The following is a 15,520-nucleotide window of genomic DNA, read 5'->3' on the forward strand; positions in this document are numbered from 1 at the left end:
CCTGGGCGCTTACTGGTTGATCACGGTGCCGGTCTTGCGCATCGCGCCGATGTGGCCGCGCAGCTCATGCACGATGTCGCTGAACTCTTTGGTGTAGGTCAGCTCCAAGTCGCGCGGGCGGGGGATGTCGATATCGCGGCGCACCACAAAGCGGCCGGGGCTCTTGCTCATCACATAGATGGAGTCGGCCAGGAACACGGATTCGCGCAGGTCATGCGTGACGAGGATGACGTTGAACTGCTGCTCGGCATGCAGATCGCGCAGGATGCACCAGAGCTCTTCGCGGGTGAAGGCATCGAGGGCGCCAAAGGGCTCGTCCAGCAGCAGCATCTTGGGCTCATGGATCAGCGCGCGGCAGATGCTGGCGCGCTGCTGCATGCCGCCTGACAGCTCCCAGGGGAACTTGTCCTCATAGCCCGCGAGGCCCACCTTTTGCAGCAGGCGGCGGGCGCGCTCTTCGTACTCTTGGCGCCGGGCTTTGAACTGGCTGCGGTGCGGCTCCACAATCTCCAGCGGTAGCAGCACATTGTCGACCGTGGTGCGCCAGGGCAAGAGCGATGGCGACTGGAAGGCCATGCCCGATATCTTGAGCGGGCCGGTGACCGGCTGGCCATCGATGCGGATCTTGCCAATGCTGGGCATGCGCAGGCCGGTGGCCAGCTTCATGAAGGTGGATTTGCCGCAGCCCGAGGGGCCGACGATGGCGATGAACTCGCCACGGCGCACTTGCAGGTCAATGGCTTCGACGGCGAACTGGTTCTTGGCCTGCAACTCGTCGTTGTAAGCCAGCCAGACATCGCGAAACTCAACAAAGGCAGGGTCTTGGAGGGAGGCCGTCATAGGGTGCAATCGTCTTCAAAAGGGCAGGGCGCAAGCTGCGCCCTGCAGGCGGCAAGATCAGCGCTTGGGGAGGATGTCCAGCTCGGCAGCGCTGGGCAGAAAGCTGCCGTTCCACACCGCCTGGGCGGGCACGGGGTTCTTGGTTTCGTAGGCCTTGGCAACCTGCTCGGCCATCAGGCCCAGACGCTCGGTACGCAGCTGGCCAAAGCCTTCCTCGCGCGCGCCCTTGCTGTCGATGGCGGTGTCGATGGTGAGCTTGAGGCGCTTCACCTCAAGCGGCACATTGACCAGGCCATCCTTGGCCTTGAGCGAGGCAATGGCGGCCTGCGGATCGGCAATCGCCTCCTTGGCGCCTTTCGCAAACGCCTTGAGGAAGGCGCGCACGGCTTCGGGCTTCTCGGCAATCAGCTTGGGGCTGGCGATGATGACGTTGCCGTAGAGCTGCACGCCATGGGTGGCATAGGGCAGCACGACCACGTCTTCGGCCTTGATGCCACGCGCCTCCAGGTTGAGCAGGCTGGTGAAGGTGTAGCCCGTGACGGCATCCAGATCGCCGCGCACCAGCATGGTTTCGCGCAGCGGTGGGTCCATCGTCGTCCACTGCACGGCGCCCACGCCATTGGCCTGCGCAAAGATCGGGAAGGTGCGGCGGCCCGCATCAAAAATCGGCGCGCCCATCTTCTTGCCGGTCAGGTCGCTGGCCTTGGTGATGCCGGATTTCTTCAGCGCCATCACCGATGCCGGCGTGGTGTTGTAGATCACCATGATGGCCACCGGCTTGATTGGCGCATCGGGGTTGTTGGCATGGAACTCCATCAGCGCGGCCAGGTCGGCAAAGCCCAGGTCATGCGTGCCCGAGGCCACGCGCTGGATGGCGCCCGCGCCGCTGGCCGCTTCCACCGTCACATCCAGACCTGCCTGCTTGAAGTAGCCCTTTTGCTCGGGGTGCACAAAGAGCGCGGCCGGGCCTTCAAAGCGCCAGTCGAGCTGGAACTTGAGCGGCGTCAGCGGCTGGGCCAGTGCGTTGCAGGTGCTGGCGGCGGCCAGCAAGGCCAGGGATGCGTGGAGGAAGCTGCGTTTTTTCACGGGATGGTCTCGTCGGGTGGTGGTGGGAGGCAATGGGGTGGAGAAGGCTTGGGACGGCTTACTTTTTGGGGAGCACATCCAGCACGGCGGCGGGCGGCAGAAAGCTGCCGTTCCAGACGTCTTCGGCCTTGACGCGGGTCTTGGTGCCATAGGCATCGGAGACCTGGGCGGCCATCAGGCTCAGGCGGCTGCTGTCCAGGCGGCCAAAGCCTTCCTTGCGCGCATCGGCGCTGTTGATAACGGTGTCGATTGCCAGCTGCAGGCGGCGCGTCTCCAGCGCCACATTGGCGATGCCATCACGCGCCTTGACGGACTGGATCGCCTGGGCCGGGTTGGCGATCACGCCCTTGGCGCCCTGGGCAAAGGCGGTCAGGAACTTCTTGATCGCCTCGGGCCGCTCCTGGATCATCTTGGGGCTGGCAATGATCACGTTGCCGTAGAGCTTGACGCCATAGTCGGCGTACTGCATCACCACCACATCGCTGGCCTTGGCGCCGCGCGCCTCCAGGTTCAGCAGGCTGGTAAAGGTAAAGCCGGTGATGGCATCGACATCGCCGCGCACCAGCATGGTTTCGCGCAGGGGCGGGTCCATGGCGGTCCAGGCCACGTTGCTCACACCATTGGCCTTTTCAAAAATGGGGAAGGCCTTGCGGCCGGCATCGAACACCGGCGCGCCCAGCTTTTTGCCAGCCAGATCGGCGGGGGTTTTGATGCCCGACTTTTTGAGCGCCATCACCGAGGCCGGCGTGTTGTTGTAGACCACCATGACCGCGACGGGCTTGTTGGGCGCATCGGGGTTGTTGGCATGGAACTCCATCACCGAGGCCAGGTCGGCAAAACCCATGTCATAGGTGCCTGAGGCCACGCGCTGCACCGCCCCGCCCGAGCCATTGCCCGCGTCCACCGTCACATCCAGCCCCTGCGCTTTGAACAGGCCTTGCGCGACCGGCTGCAAGAAGAAGGCGGCTGGCCCCTCAAAGCGCCAATCGAGCTGAAACTTGATGGGCGTATCTGCCGCCTGGGCCGCACCCCAGGACAGCGCCAGAGCGGCGACGGTGGTCTTCAGAAAACTGCGCTTGTGCATGGGGGTCCTCCGATGTTGCATACAAGGTCGTTTGCAAGATCGGTGCCAGTTTGTAAGCCCCTGTACTGGCAGGCGCTGTTGCACCAGGCTGGTGCAAATGCAAGGTGTTGGATGCGGGTATATGCACGCACTGATGCAGGGCTGCGCATCTGCTTGGTGCAGCTTGTATACATGCTTGGTCGGCTACTGGGGCGCTGGCGGCCCGGCATGGCAATTGCAAGCAAAATGCGCCATTCAGACGATGAGAAAGCGCCCATGACCGAGATCGACTTTGCCCAGTTGGGCACCTACGAACGCTACAAGCTGATGGCCAGCCTGATCGTGCCGCGCCCGATAGCCTTGGTGACGACCCTGGGGGCCGACGGCACCGTCAACGCCGCGCCTTTCAGCATGTTCAACATGATGGGCGAGGACCCCCCGGTGGTGATGCTGAGCGTGAACAAGCTGCAGGACAAGGCGCAAAAGGACACCGCCACCAACATCCTGCGCGACAAGGAGTTTGTGGTGCATATCGCCGACGAAGCCATGGCTGCCGCGATGCACCGCTGCGGTGATCGCCTGGCCCCGCATGAGAGCGAACTGGACCACACGGGCCTGACAGCCACCCCTTCCCAAAGCGTGCGCCCCCCGCGAATCGTGCAAGCCCCGGTCGCCTTCGAATGCGTGCTGCACGAAACCCTGGAAACCGCGAGCCGCTATGTCTTTATCGGCCGGGTGCAATGGCTGGCCGTACGCGACGGCTTGGTCGACACCGAAAAATGGCGGGTACGCCTGCAGGAGTTCTTCCCCGTCGGGCGCTTTGGCGCGAGCTTTTATATCAACTGCCGCGAGCGCTTTGCGATTGAGGCGGGGGAAGGCCTGGCGGCGGCGCAGAGTGGGGTGGGGAGTACGGCGATTGATGAGATGTGAGGGGAGCTACCGGCGCGGGGGGATTGCTAGGGTGCGGGAGTTGCTAGATCTCTAGAACTCTTGCACAAACAGAACCTCGCGCTGGATGCGGGACACCTCAGCCTCATGAAAGGGGAAGACATGGTAGCCGCAGTGTTCCGTGAACACCGCAATCGCGAACTTCTGTGCATTGACAACATGGAATGCGTATTCGAACTGAACAAACGAGCCGTCCATCAGCTTGATGTGCAGGCTTTCGTTGGATGGAAAGTCTGCTGCCCCCAGACCTTTTTTCCGGATTTCATCAGCAGGCCGTCCAAGGACTAGGGCCAGGTCTTCCGCCCATTCAGCCACCAGCTGTTGGGCCAAGCGCGGTACAGGATGCATGTCATTCCTCGGGTTGGGGAGGCGGGGGATTCCGCTGAAGCGCATTGGGGCGTGGATCCTAGCTACAGGAAGTGTCGGAGCCAAGTCTGTGCTTGGCACCTGTGCCGTCCAATGGGAACCCAACCCCTCAAGGCAGATTCTCCCTGAAACTATTTGGCATCGCACGATGTCCGGCACCGTCGTTGGTCCATCCTCAAACTTGGCGGGTTCTACCCATCCAACGCATGGGATGCGCAGACCGGCTGCATAGAGGCAGCTTTTTCCAAAGACTATCAATGTGACGCAACGCCGAGCCTGCGGTGTGCCGTGCAGAACATTTGCGGGGGGAGATGTACGCATCGGCATGGCGGCGCTGGCATGGTCTTTTGCGTCGAACGCGCAGATCTTTCCGGGCTCCGATTGAAGGCAACTTCCCCCTGCTTTGTGCACGCAGGAAAAGTTGAATATATCAAGCATCTGGTTTTATTTGTCAACTTGTTTGAGAATTTTCATTGGGGAATGACAAGATATTTTTTCATCATGATTGATGAGTAGGCTCTTGCCGCTGGAATAAAAGTAGTTTAAAGTTTCAACTACTTTTGGATTTCAGGGAGTTCTCATGGCGAATCGGATCACCCGCTTGCTGGGTATACGGCACCCCATCGTGCAGGCGGGTATGAGCTGGGCTTCATCGAATGCGGCACTGCCAGCGGCGGTCTCCAATGCGGGGGGCTTGGGGGTGCTGGCGGCAGGCCCGCTGCGCCTGGATGACTTCATCCGCACTCTCGACGCACTGGCTGAAGCGACCGACAAGCCCTATGCCGTGAACATCCCCTTGTACCGACCCCAGGTGGCAGAGATTCTGGACGCGATGGTGGCGCGCAAGGTGCCGGTGGTGATTGCGTCGCAAGGGGGCCCCAAGGCGCACCTGCCGCGTTTTCGGGACTATGGCGCTGTGTGGATTCAGGTGGTATCGACCTTGGCGCATGCCAAGAAGGCCGAGGCGGCAGGCGTGGACGCGCTGGTGGTGGTGGGCGGTGAAGCCGGTGGCCATCCGCCTGCCAATGAGGTGAGCACGCTGGTGACGGTACGCCGTGTGCTGCAGGAGGTTTCGATTCCGGTGATCGCCGGTGGCGGTGTGGCCGATGGCTGGGGTATTGCGGCCTTGCTGGCGCTAGGTGCCGATGCTGTGCAGTTGGGCACACGCTTCTTGTTGACGGATGAAGCGGCCGTGCATGACAACTACAAGGCTGCGGTGCTGGCGGCCGATGTGCACGACACGGCCTTGATCGGGCGCAGAAGCCTTCCTGTGCGGGGTTTGCGCAATGCCTTTGCCCAGGCCATTTTTGATGCCGAACGTGACCAGCTGGCGCAGGACGACTACGACGCCTTGTTCAAAAAAAGCTCGCTCAAGCAAGCGGCGCTGGACGGGGATATTGAATGGGGCAAGGTCGAGCTGGGCCAGTCGGCCGGCCTGGTCTCGCAGATCCAACCCGCAGCGCAAGTGATGGCGCAACTGGTACAGGAATTGGCGCAGGCCAGCGCCCGCCTGGCGGGCATGGAACTGGCCACCGACAACCACTTTGACAACCAACCGCTCTGATTCGCTATGCAACATCTCCTGATTGAAGACCGTGGTGCCGTCCGCATCCTTACCTTGAACCGCCCCGAAAAGCACAATGCGCTCAACACCGTGTTGACCCAAGAACTGCTCGATAGCCTGCGCGCGGCAGACCGTGATCCTGCTATCCATGCCGTTGTGCTGACGGGGGCGGGTAAGTCGTTTTGCGCCGGTGCCGACACCACCGAGTTTTCTGCACTCACCCCCGAAGACCCGCAGGCGGTGACCGCACGGGCTGATCTGACGACGGCCTTGCATCTGGTGTTCTCGCAGATGAACAAGCCGGTGATCTCGGCCGTGCGAGGCAATGCGCTGGGCGGCGGGGCGGGCCTGGCGATTGCCTGCGATCTGGCGGTGATGTCGGAGACGGTGCGCTTTGGGTATCCGGAGCTCAAGCACGGCATCGTCGCTGCGGTGGTCATGGCCAATTTGGTGCGCCAGGTGGGGCGCAAGCAGGCTTTTGAGCTGGTGGCGCTGGCCGAGCCGCTGGATGGCCCGGGAGCCAAGGCCATGGGCTTGTGCAACCGCGTGGTGCCTGATGCGCAGGTGCTGGAGACCGCCTTGCAAATGGCGCACACCATTGCAGGCTGGAGCCCGGTGGCCATGGCCACGACCAAGCGCAGCTTTCACCGGGTAGCCGATCTGGCCCTGGGGCCCGCGTTGGAAGTGGGGCGCGACGCCAATGTGATGATGCGCGGTTTTCGCAAAGCGAAGGAGGCCTGAGTATGCGTCCTCTTGAAGGCATCACCATTCTGGATTTGTCGCGGGTGCTCGCCTGTCCCTTCGCCTCGATGATTCTTGCGGAGCTGGGGGCGAAGGTCATCAAGGTTGAACAGCCCGTCGCCGGGGACGAGACGCGCTCCTTCGAGCCCAAGATGCAAGGCGAGGGCGGCGATGTATCTGCCTACTACCTGGCATTCAACCGCAGCAAGCAGTCGGTGACGGTGAACCTGCGCTCCGAGCAAGGGCAGGCGGTGGTGCGCCAACTGGCTGCGCAGGCCGATGTGGTGCTGGAGAACTTTCCCGTCGGCAATTTGCGCAAATATGGTCTGGACTACCCCTCGCTGCGTGCCGTCAACGACCAGCTGGTGTATGTGAGCTGCACCGGCTTTGGCATGACCGGGCCCTACGCCCAGCGCAAGGGCTATGACACGGTGTTCCAGGCCATGGCCGGCATCATGAGCCTGACGGGGGAGCGCGGTGGCGGTCCGGTCAAGCCCGGCTTGCCGGTGGCCGACCTGAGCTCCGGGCTGTGGGTGGCGATTGCAGTGCTGACGGCGCTGACGGGGCGCGCCAAGTCTGGCAAGGGCTGCCATGTGGACTTTTCGATGTTTGACGGCCAGGTGGGCTTGCTGTCGCTGGCCGCTGCACGCTGGTTTGCGCTGGGCGAGGTGCCTGAGCGGCTGGGCACGGAGCATCCCGGGCGTATCCCCTCTGCGGCCTTTGTCTGCGGCGATGGCAAGTGGGTGCAGATCACCGGCAGCGACCAGCACTGGGCGCCGCTGTGCAACCTGCTGGGCCTGGAAGCATGGGCGGCCGATGCCGCACTTGCCAAGAATGCGGAGCGCCTGGCGCGCCGCGAGGAGGTGATGGCGGGATTGCAGGCGGCCATTGCGCGGCTGGACCGCGATGAGCTGTGCCGCCGCTGCGATGCGGTGGGCGTGCCCGCCGGCCCCATCTTGCAAGTCGATGAGGTGCTGAGCAATGCGCATGTCGCCGCGCGCGGCATGGTGGTGGAGTACCCGCACCCGCAGATCGGCAGCTTTCGTGGCCTGCGCATTCCCTTCCGTTTTGACGGGTTTGACGACCCCGAGGTGCAGCGCCCTCCGCTGCTTGGCGAGCACACCGACGAGGTGCTGCGCGAGCGCTTGGCGATGAGTGTGGACGAGATACAGCGATTGCGGGCAGAAGGCGCGATCTGAGTCTCAGCCTGGTAACTATGTGACATCAAAAAATCAAGGAGACAAGCATGTTGAAATTTCGTCGTGCGCTGATCGGTGTTGCGGTACTTGCCGCTGCCAGCCTGGCTGCACCGGGGGCCATGGCCCAGGGCGACTACCCGTCGCGCCCCATCGTCCTGGTCAACCCCTATGCGGTCGGCGGCTCTGCGGATCTGCTGGGGCGGGCGCTGGCCAAGGAGCTGGGCGACTTGCTGGGCCAGTCGGTGATTGTGGAGAACAAGGCGGGCGGAGGTGCATCGATTGGGGCAGCCTTTGTGGCCAAGGCGGCGCCGGATGGCTACACCTTGCTGCTGGGCACGGCGGCTGCGCATACCGTCACCCCGCTCGCCACCAAGGTGGCCTACCACGGCGTGGACGACTTTGAGTTTATCGGCATGGTGGCCAATGTGCCCAATGTGCTGACGGTGCATCCTTCGGTGCCGGCCAAGACGCTCAAGGAGTTCATTGCGCTGGCCAAGTCCGAGCCGGGCAAGCTGAGCTATGCCTCGGCAGGCATGGGCTCATCGCCCCACATCGGTGCGGAAACCTTCAAACATGCGGCCGGGGTGGAACTGCTGCATGTGCCCTACAAGGGTGCAGCACCGGCGGTGAATGACATGGTGGCGGGCGTGGCCCAGGTGGGCTTTCTGAACATCTCCGCCGTGCTCCCCTTCATCAAATCCAACCGTTTGCGGGCTTTGGCCTATGGCGGCAGCAAGCGCTCCCCGGACATGCCTGATGTCCCCACCTTTGCAGAGGCCGGTGTCGCCAACAGCGAAATGGGCAGCTGGTATTCGCTCGCCGCGCCGGCCAAAACGCCAGCGGCCGTGGTGGACAAGCTGGCAGCGGCTTTGCAGACCGTGCAGTCCAAGCCAGAGTTCAAGAAGCTGCTGCTGGCCCAGAATGCGGAGCCCATGCCACAAATGAAGGCGCAGGCGACCGAGTTCATCAAGGTGGATGGAAAGCGGCTGGCCGAGCTGGTGCAGGCCACGGGCATGAAATTGCAAAACTGAGACAGAGGTTTTTGAGTATGCAGACATTTCCTGAGTTCAGCACCCTGCGTATTGACGTGGATGCTGCGGTCGCCACCCTCTGGTTGGCCAGGCCTGAAAGCCGCAATGCCTTGAATGTGGCGATGTGCCAAGAGTTGGTTGAGGCCTGCGATGCTTTGGAGCAGGCCGACACAGTGCGCGTCATCGTGGTGCGCGGTGAAGGCGTCGCCTTCTGCGCGGGGGCGGACCTCAAAGAGCGTCAGGGCATGAGCCCCGCAGAGATCATCGCGCGCCGGGTCAATGGCTTCACCGCCTATGCAGCGATCGAAGCGCTGTCCAAACCCGTCATTGCTGCGATCCAGGGCCCAGCCTATGGCTCGGGCTGCGAGATTGCGGCAGCCTGCGACTTTGTGCTGGCGGATACCTCTGCTGCCTTCAAGTACCCCGAAGTGGGCTGGGGCACGGTGGGCGCAACCCAGCGCCTGCCGCGCATGGTGGGGCGGCGCATGGCCAAGGAGTTGCTGTTCACCGGCCGCGTTGTCGATGCCCAGGAGGCCCTGCAGCTGGGCATGGTGAACCATGTGTTCAGCAGCGATGCTTTTGAGGCGCAGGTCAAGGCGATGGCGCTGCAGATCGCGGCCGCCAATCCGCTCACCGTGGCGCTGACCAAGCACAGTATTGATGCCGGCCTGGACACCACGCGGGAAGGGGCGATGGCGGTTGAGCTGCTCGCCATCCAGGAGAATCTGCGCCGCAGCGACTGGAAGAAGGCCATCGCAGGCTTTGGCAAGAAGGGAGATGGCGATGCAGCTGCTCAATGATGCGCTGGTGCCTGTGCCTGTCACCCTGGCGCAGGTGTTGAATACGGTGTGCCAGCAGCGGGGCCAGGCCTATGTGGGGCCGGGCGAAAGCTGGAGCTGGGCGCAGATTACCGCACAGAGCCGGCGCATTGCGGCCGCCTTGCATGCGGCCGGCATTGGCAAGGGCGACCATGTGGGCCTGATGCTGGGAAACTCCGGCGAGTGGATCGCCGCCTTTTTTGCCTGTGCCACGGTGGGCGCGGTGACAGTGCCGGTCAATACCCGCTTCAAGGCAGATGAGCTGCTGTTCTGCCTGAAGCAGGCCGATGTGCGGCTGTTGATCCATGCCGACAGTTTTCTGGGCATTGACTTCACAGGCATGCTGCGCCAGGTGGAGCCCGCCATCGATACGCAGTTGCCCGGTGCGGCACTGCCCCAGCTACGCCAGGTGGTGTGCATCGGTGGCCAGGGCCTTGCTGCGGGTGCGACCTCGTACGCGGCATTTCTGGCAAACGGCGCACAGGTGGGCGATGCGGCGCTGGACGCGCTGGCAGCGCAGGTGCGCCCGGACGACATTCTGTTGATCCAGTACACCTCAGGAACCACCTCGTTCCCCAAGGGAGTGATGCTGACCCATGCCAACATGCTGGGTGATGCGGCCTGCGTGGCCAGGCGCATGGGGGTGACGGCCGATGACCGCTACTTCAGCATTCGGCCGTTTTTCCATGTGGCGGGCAGTACCTTGTCGGTGCTGGTGTCGCTGGTGTCGGGTTGCTGCCTGCTCAGCTTGCCCAAATTTGATGTGGCCCAGGCGCTGGAGGTGCTGGAACGCGAGCGTTGCACGCTGACTTCGGGCAACGACACGATCTTTCTGATGCTGATGGGCCATGAGAGCTTTGATGCCTCACGCCTGCATCTGAAAGGCGGCTGGGCGGCCGCAGGGCCGGAGGTGATGCAGAAGATCCGCGATGTCATGGGGGTGCCGCATGTCTGCAATGCCTACGGCCAGTCGGAGGCTTCGCCCAATGTGCTGCTGAGTGACCACGATGATGCGTTTGAGCTGCGCCGGGATGGCCTCATGCGGCCCCATCCGGGGGTGGAGGTTCGGATTGCCGATGCCCAAACGGGGGCGCTGGTAGCGTCTGGCCAGGGGCAGGGCGAGATCCAGGTGCGCGGCTGGAACGTGATGCGTGGCTACTACAACATGCCCGAGGCCACCGCCAAGGCCATGACCGAGGATGGCTGGCTGCGCACCGGCGACATGGGGGAGCAAAGTGCCGATGGCCGCTTTCGCATGGTCGGGCGGCTCAAGGACATGTACCGCGTGGGCGGAGAGAACGTGGCACCGGCCGAGGTCGAGGAGGTGCTGCATGCCCACCCTGCCGTGCAGCAAGCGCAGGTCATTGGGGTGCCCGATGCCCGCCTGGGAGAAGTGACCGGCGCATTTGTGCTGCTCAAGCCCGGCCAGCAGGCCAGTGGTGATGAGCTTATTGCCTGGTGCAAGGCGCGCTGCGCGAATTTCAAGGTGCCTCGTTACCTGGAGCTGGTGAACAGCTTCGAGAACATCGGCATGACGGGCAGCAGCAAGGTGCAGAAGAACAAGCTGCGCGCGCATGCGCTGCAGTTGTGGAACATCCAAGCTGACACGGTGGCCGTATGATGCTGAACGCTTCTCTCTCCCGCGAAGACGATGGGCGCGATGTGGTCCTGTGCGAATGCTTTGCACGCGATGGTTTGCAGCATGAGTCGGTGATGCTGCCCACCGCCACCAAGGTGGACCTGATCCGGCGCTTTGCCGACATGGGGTTTGCGCGCATCGAGGCGACCTCGTATTCCAACCCCAAGGTGATTCCCCAATTTGCCGATGCCAGCGAGTTGCTGCAGGCGCTGCCACGTGCAGCGGGTGCGTTCTACAAGGCGACTTGCGCCAATCTCCGCGCGGTGGAGCGGGCACTGGCGGACCGCAAGGCCGGCTATGGCGCCAACGAGATCAGTCTGCTGGTGTCGGCAACCGACACCCATTCCCTGAAGAACCTGGCCCGCAGCCGGGCCGACCAATGGCAGAACATTGCGCAGATGGCCGCAGCCGCTGCTGACCAGTTCCGGCTGATCGGAACGATATCGATGGCCTTTGGCTGCCCTTTCGAAGGGTGGGTCGACCCAGACAGTGTGCTGGCGGATGTGGGGCGCTTTCGGGATGCCGGGGTGCGCTATGTGACCCTGGGCGACACGACGGGCACCGCAACGCCGCGTGTGGCGGCAGAGTTGTTCAGGCGCATGCGCGTGGCCTACCCCGATGTGACGCCGATTGCGCACTTTCATGACACGCGGGGCACCGGCTTGGTGAACTACGTGGCTGCGCTGGATGCCGGTGTGCGGCACTTTGACTGCGCGATGGGTGGCGTGGGTGGCCACCCTGCCAAGGTGAAATACGGCGGCGGCCATACAGGCAATGTCAGCAGTGAGGACCTGATCGACCTGTTCGAAAACATGGGCGTCAAGACCGGTATCGACATGCAGGCCTTGCTGGAAACCGCAGAGCTGTGCGAAGCGGTACTGGGGCGTGAGCTGCATGCCCGCGTGGTGCGCAGCGGCTTGAACCCCTTGCGCAGTGCAGCGCGATGAGTGCTGCAAGCGCTATGGAGAACCTATGCCGCCACCGACCACTGGTATGAACGCAGCCCACCCTGAACCAGCGCTTTCCGCCTACCCGGAGGTGGCGCCGTTTGCTGAATGGTTGGGCCTGGTAACCGAGACGGCCGCCGAAGGGCATGCCGTGCTACGGCTTGCGCCGCGCAAAGAGCTGCTCAACCGGCGGGGCGCCATCCATGGCGGGGTGCTTGCCAGCATGCTTGACAGCGCCATGGCCCGTGCCAGCCGGACGTTGGCGGGGGTGGAGGAGCTGGGTGGCACCACCGACCTGCATGTGCAGTACATGCAGCCAGCGGAGGGCGACCTGCAGGTCAGGGCCTGGGTGGAGCATGCGGCCCAGACCTTGGTGTTTTGCCGCGCCGAGATCCGCGATGCGGCCGACCGCCTGGTGGCTTCAGGCACCGCGTCATTGAGAATTCGCCGAAAACGGAGCCAATGGTCTCCGTGATTTTCTATACTTCATGAATGCCTAAAACAGACCTCATGCCTTCCGCAGATGCTCAGGAGCCCAAGACCGCCAGCCATTTCAAGGAGCTGGTGTCGTTTCGCCTGAACATGCTTGCAAGCCATTGGAGCCGCCTGGCTGCAGAGTCGAACCAACGTGATTTCGAGCTGGACCCCCGGGAATGGCGGATCCTGGGGATGTTGGGGGCGAATGCGCCCATGTCCCTGCAAGGCCTGGCACGTGAGGTGAATATCGACAAGAGTCTGGCCAGCCGTGCGGTGTCTTTGATGATTGACCGTGGCCTGCTGCAGCGCGGCGCGGACCAGTCCGATGGTCGGGGCGTGCAATTGAGCCTCACGGCCAAGGGCAAGCAGCTCTACCGCAAGGTGTTCCCCAAGGCCGTCAAGCGCAATGAGGAACTGCTCTCGGTGCTCAGCAGCCAGGAGCGCGAGGTCTTCGACCGGGCGCTGGACCTGCTGACGGCGCATGCGCATGAGACCTTGGCCCGCGAGCGCGCAAAGGCGGCCAAGCCCAAGCGCAAACCGGGCGCGGTCATCGCCGCCGATTGAGGGGCTGGGCCAGGCCCCTCAAGGCAAATTCTCCCGAAAAATAATCTGACTGCGCACGATGTCCACCGCCGTCATCGTGTCGAGCTGGTCGCGCAGATTGCTGAACATGCGGATGCAGCTCATGATGATGCCCAGGTGGCTTTGGGTGATGACGGCGTCCATGGTGCCGTTGATCAGCAGGGCGCGGGTGTCGGGGGTGAGGCCGTGGCCGATGAGGACGACCTGGTGCTCGCGGCCGGCTTCCTGCAATGCGCGACCTACGCCATCGGATGAACCGCCGATGTTGTAGATGCCGGCGATATGCGGGTGGCGCTGCAGCAGCTCCTTGGTCTGCTGGTAGTTGCGGGAGGAGTCGTCATAGCTCTCGCGCAGGCCCAGGATCTGCATGTCGGGGAACTGCTCGGCATGCAGTTGCAGAAAACCGCCCTCGCGCTCCTCATGCGCCAGGTAGCTGCGCGATCCTGCGATCAACGCGATTTGCGCATCGCGGCGCTGGCTGCCGATAAAGCGGGCCAGCAGGTAGGCGGCGGTGCGGCCGGCGGCCCGGTTGTCCAGCCCCACATAGGCAATGCGGGCGCTGTTGTCCAGGTCCGAGATGACGGTCAAGGTCGGCACACCCCGGTCGGCGAGTTGCTGCACCGCTTCGCGCACCGCTGGGTGCTCGATGGCCATAAAGGCGATGCCCTGCACCCTTTTGCCCAGGCGCAGCAAGCTGGCGGCCAGCGCTTCGGGGTTGAAGCTCTCGACATATTCCACCTGGCATTTGACGTTGAAGGGCGCCTGGTGGCTTTCTGAAAAACCAATGGTGTCGCCCAGCATGCGCAGGTAGGGGTTCTGCCCTTGGGGCAGCACAAAGGCCAGCTTCCAGGGCGCAGATTGGGGCGCGGCATCGGCCAGGGCATCGGGCAGGTAGCCCAGCGCCTGCGCGGCCTGGCGCACCTTCTGCACGGTGATGGGTCGCACGCCGGGGCGCTGGTTCAGCACCCGGTCGGCGGTGGCGGTAGACACGCCCGCCAGGGCGGCCACGGTCTTGAGCGTGAGGCGCTGGCTAGGCACTGCGGGCTTATGGGGCATCAGAAAACATCAGATTCAATCATTTTGTGCGTTTGACTATAGCAAGTCGTTTGCATATCTTCCAGTATGAGATCTGTGCCATTACATCAATTCAAATCAAATATTAGGAGACAAGCATGACCGAACTCAGCCGCCGTTCCCTCATCAAGGGACTGACTGCCTTGCCTGCCGCAGGCATGGTGTCGGGCTTTCCCCGGATCGCGCGGGCGGCCGAGTTCTCGCTGAAGTACGGCAACAACCTGCCGCTCAGCCACCCGCTCAATATCCGCGCCCAAGAGGCGGCCGACCGCATCCGCAAGGAAAGCAATGGCCGAGTGGAGCTGGCCATCTACCCCAACAACCAATTGGGTGGTGACACCGACATGCTGTCGCAGGTGCGCTCGGGCGGGATTGATTTCTTCACGCCGTCGGCGCTGGTGATTGCCACCTTGGTGCCGGCAGCGGCCATCAACGCGGTGGGCTTTGCGTTTACCAACTACGACCAGGTCTGGAAGGCGATGGATGGCCCGCTGGGCGCGATGGTGCGGGCCGAGATTGCCAAGCGCAAGCTCTATGCATTCGACAAGATGTGGGACAACGGTTTCCGCCAGACCACCAGCAGCAAGGGCGCGGTGCAAAGTGCCAAGGACATGGACGGCCTCAAGATCCGCGTGCCGGTGAGCCCGATGCCGATTGCGATGTTCAAGGGCCTGGGCGCGGCGCCGGCCAGCCTGCAGTTCTCTGAGGTGTATTCGTCGCTGCAGACGCGGATTGTGGATGCGCAGGAGAACCCGCTGCCCATCATCCAGGTGGCCAAGCTGTACGAGGTGCAGAAGTTCTGCTCGCTGACCAACCATATCTGGGACGGCTACTGGTTCATTGCCAATGGCCGCATGTGGGAGAGCCTGCCAGCCGATCTGAAGAAGATCGTGGCCACGGCGATCAACGATGCCGGCATGGCGCAGCGTGCGGATATCAGCCAGCTCAATGCCTCGGTGCAGGCCGATCTGGCCAGCAAGGGCCTGCAGTTCAACCAGCCCGATGCGGAGAGCTTTCGCGCGGCGCTGCGCAGCTCGGGCTTTTACAAGGATTGGCAAGGCCGCTTTGGCAAGGACGTGTGGAGCCTGCTCGAAGGCGCCGTTGGCAAGCTCGCTTGAGCGCTGCTCTGTTTTACGCCCTGAAAG

General features: G+C 63.2%; 16 protein-coding genes. 11 read left to right on the forward strand and 5 right to left on the reverse strand.

From position 1 onward, the window contains the following. Positions 1-9: 9 nt before the first annotated feature. From WH265_RS13100 to WH265_RS13110, 3 genes are read right to left on the reverse strand one after another with little or no spacing between them, the layout of a single operon-like run. A complete protein-coding gene (locus WH265_RS13100; RefSeq protein ID WP_021027056.1) occupies positions 10-840 on the reverse strand; it encodes an ABC transporter ATP-binding protein in 831 nt (276 codons plus the stop codon). Positions 841-897: 57 nt separating this feature from the next. Beyond that, positions 898-1,926 (reverse strand): ABC transporter substrate-binding protein, encoded by a 1,029-nt coding sequence (locus tag WH265_RS13105; protein ID WP_230771914.1) that lies wholly within the window; start codon positions 1,924-1,926, stop codon positions 898-900. A 58-nt stretch (positions 1,927-1,984) separates the two neighbouring features. Beyond that, the gene (locus WH265_RS13110) at positions 1,985-3,010 is read right to left on the reverse strand and encodes an ABC transporter substrate-binding protein (RefSeq protein ID WP_339558568.1); all 1,026 of its coding nucleotides are present in this window, start codon (positions 3,008-3,010) and stop codon (positions 1,985-1,987) included. A 255-nt stretch (positions 3,011-3,265) separates the two neighbouring features. On the opposite strand from WH265_RS13110, the gene WH265_RS13115 reads away from it, so the two are divergent. Beyond that, positions 3,266-3,919: a flavin reductase family protein gene (locus WH265_RS13115; RefSeq protein WP_339558569.1), complete on the forward strand. Its 654-nt coding sequence runs from the start codon at positions 3,266-3,268 to the stop codon at positions 3,917-3,919. Positions 3,920-3,970: 51 nt separating this feature from the next. Here the strand turns inward: WH265_RS13115 and WH265_RS13120 are convergent, their stop codons facing one another. Next, the gene (locus WH265_RS13120) at positions 3,971-4,285 is read right to left on the reverse strand and encodes a hypothetical protein (protein ID WP_339558570.1); all 315 of its coding nucleotides are present in this window, start codon (positions 4,283-4,285) and stop codon (positions 3,971-3,973) included. A gap of 598 nt (positions 4,286-4,883) precedes the next feature. Here WH265_RS13120 and WH265_RS13125 point away from each other — a divergent pair. Genes WH265_RS13125 through WH265_RS13165 form a run of 9 tightly spaced genes read left to right on the forward strand, consistent with a single transcriptional unit; the run spans position 4,884 to position 13,283 of the window. Further along, the gene (locus tag WH265_RS13125) at positions 4,884-5,867 is read left to right on the forward strand and encodes an NAD(P)H-dependent flavin oxidoreductase (protein WP_339558571.1); all 984 of its coding nucleotides are present in this window, start codon (positions 4,884-4,886) and stop codon (positions 5,865-5,867) included. Between the two features lie 6 nt (positions 5,868-5,873). Continuing rightward, complete coding sequence (locus WH265_RS13130) at positions 5,874-6,608, forward strand: enoyl-CoA hydratase/isomerase family protein (protein WP_339558572.1); 735 nt, start codon at positions 5,874-5,876, stop codon at positions 6,606-6,608. A gap of 2 nt (positions 6,609-6,610) precedes the next feature. Beyond that, positions 6,611-7,807, forward strand: a complete 1,197-nt coding sequence (locus WH265_RS13135) for a CaiB/BaiF CoA transferase family protein (RefSeq protein WP_339558573.1) — start codon at positions 6,611-6,613, stop codon at positions 7,805-7,807. A gap of 47 nt (positions 7,808-7,854) precedes the next feature. Then, positions 7,855-8,838 (forward strand): Bug family tripartite tricarboxylate transporter substrate binding protein, encoded by a 984-nt coding sequence (locus tag WH265_RS13140; protein WP_133854793.1) that lies wholly within the window; start codon positions 7,855-7,857, stop codon positions 8,836-8,838. A gap of 17 nt (positions 8,839-8,855) precedes the next feature. Then, positions 8,856-9,638 (forward strand): enoyl-CoA hydratase/isomerase family protein, encoded by a 783-nt coding sequence (locus WH265_RS13145; RefSeq protein ID WP_339558574.1) that lies wholly within the window; start codon positions 8,856-8,858, stop codon positions 9,636-9,638. Further along, complete coding sequence (locus tag WH265_RS13150; protein ID WP_339558575.1) at positions 9,622-11,277, forward strand: AMP-binding protein; 1,656 nt, start codon at positions 9,622-9,624, stop codon at positions 11,275-11,277. Before WH265_RS13145 ends, WH265_RS13150 begins: the two co-directional genes overlap by 17 nt. Further along, the gene (locus WH265_RS13155) at positions 11,277-12,242 is read left to right on the forward strand and encodes a hydroxymethylglutaryl-CoA lyase (protein WP_339558576.1); all 966 of its coding nucleotides are present in this window, start codon (positions 11,277-11,279) and stop codon (positions 12,240-12,242) included. The genes WH265_RS13150 and WH265_RS13155 overlap by 1 nt, the downstream gene beginning before the upstream one ends. 46 nt (positions 12,243-12,288) lie before the next feature. Then, positions 12,289-12,717: a PaaI family thioesterase gene (locus WH265_RS13160; protein WP_339558577.1), complete on the forward strand. Its 429-nt coding sequence runs from the start codon at positions 12,289-12,291 to the stop codon at positions 12,715-12,717. 35 nt (positions 12,718-12,752) lie between these two features. Then, positions 12,753-13,283, forward strand: a complete 531-nt coding sequence (locus WH265_RS13165) for a MarR family winged helix-turn-helix transcriptional regulator (RefSeq protein ID WP_133854790.1) — start codon at positions 12,753-12,755, stop codon at positions 13,281-13,283. A gap of 18 nt (positions 13,284-13,301) precedes the next feature. Here the strand turns inward: WH265_RS13165 and WH265_RS13170 are convergent, their stop codons facing one another. After that, positions 13,302-14,357: a LacI family DNA-binding transcriptional regulator gene (locus WH265_RS13170; protein ID WP_339558578.1), complete on the reverse strand. Its 1,056-nt coding sequence runs from the start codon at positions 14,355-14,357 to the stop codon at positions 13,302-13,304. Positions 14,358-14,473: 116 nt separating this feature from the next. Between WH265_RS13170 and WH265_RS13175 the strand changes: the two genes are divergently transcribed. Further along, positions 14,474-15,493 (forward strand): TRAP transporter substrate-binding protein, encoded by a 1,020-nt coding sequence (locus tag WH265_RS13175; protein WP_339558579.1) that lies wholly within the window; start codon positions 14,474-14,476, stop codon positions 15,491-15,493. The last annotated feature ends 27 nt before the right edge of the window (positions 15,494-15,520 follow it).

Origin of the sequence: Comamonas sp. MYb396, assembly GCF_037479555.1 — a bacterium.
GTDB lineage: Bacteria > Pseudomonadota > Gammaproteobacteria > Burkholderiales > Burkholderiaceae_C > Comamonas.

Excerpts from the sequence above, each read along its gene's own strand:
- WH265_RS13135 (WP_339558573.1), top strand. The coding sequence starts at position 6,611 with ATGCGTCCTCTTGAAGGCATCACCATTCTGGATTTGTCGCGGGTGCTC.
- WH265_RS13145 (WP_339558574.1), top strand. The coding sequence starts at position 8,856 with ATGCAGACATTTCCTGAGTTCAGCACCCTGCGTATTGACGTGGATGCT.
- WH265_RS13130 (WP_339558572.1), top strand. The coding sequence starts at position 5,874 with ATGCAACATCTCCTGATTGAAGACCGTGGTGCCGTCCGCATCCTTACC.
- WH265_RS13165 (WP_133854790.1), top strand. The coding sequence starts at position 12,753 with ATGCCTTCCGCAGATGCTCAGGAGCCCAAGACCGCCAGCCATTTCAAG.
- WH265_RS13155 (WP_339558576.1), top strand. The coding sequence starts at position 11,277 with ATGCTGAACGCTTCTCTCTCCCGCGAAGACGATGGGCGCGATGTGGTC.
- WH265_RS13175 (WP_339558579.1), top strand. The coding sequence starts at position 14,474 with ATGACCGAACTCAGCCGCCGTTCCCTCATCAAGGGACTGACTGCCTTG.
- WH265_RS13110 (WP_339558568.1), bottom strand. The coding sequence starts at position 3,010 with ATGCACAAGCGCAGTTTTCTGAAGACCACCGTCGCCGCTCTGGCGCTG.
- WH265_RS13125 (WP_339558571.1), top strand. The coding sequence starts at position 4,884 with ATGGCGAATCGGATCACCCGCTTGCTGGGTATACGGCACCCCATCGTG.
- WH265_RS13120 (WP_339558570.1), bottom strand. The coding sequence starts at position 4,285 with ATGCATCCTGTACCGCGCTTGGCCCAACAGCTGGTGGCTGAATGGGCG.
- WH265_RS13140 (WP_133854793.1), top strand. The coding sequence starts at position 7,855 with ATGTTGAAATTTCGTCGTGCGCTGATCGGTGTTGCGGTACTTGCCGCT.
- WH265_RS13115 (WP_339558569.1), top strand. The coding sequence starts at position 3,266 with ATGACCGAGATCGACTTTGCCCAGTTGGGCACCTACGAACGCTACAAG.
- WH265_RS13100 (WP_021027056.1), bottom strand. The coding sequence starts at position 840 with ATGACGGCCTCCCTCCAAGACCCTGCCTTTGTTGAGTTTCGCGATGTC.
- WH265_RS13160 (WP_339558577.1), top strand. The coding sequence starts at position 12,289 with ATGAACGCAGCCCACCCTGAACCAGCGCTTTCCGCCTACCCGGAGGTG.
- WH265_RS13150 (WP_339558575.1), top strand. The coding sequence starts at position 9,622 with ATGCAGCTGCTCAATGATGCGCTGGTGCCTGTGCCTGTCACCCTGGCG.
- WH265_RS13170 (WP_339558578.1), bottom strand. The coding sequence starts at position 14,357 with ATGCCCCATAAGCCCGCAGTGCCTAGCCAGCGCCTCACGCTCAAGACC.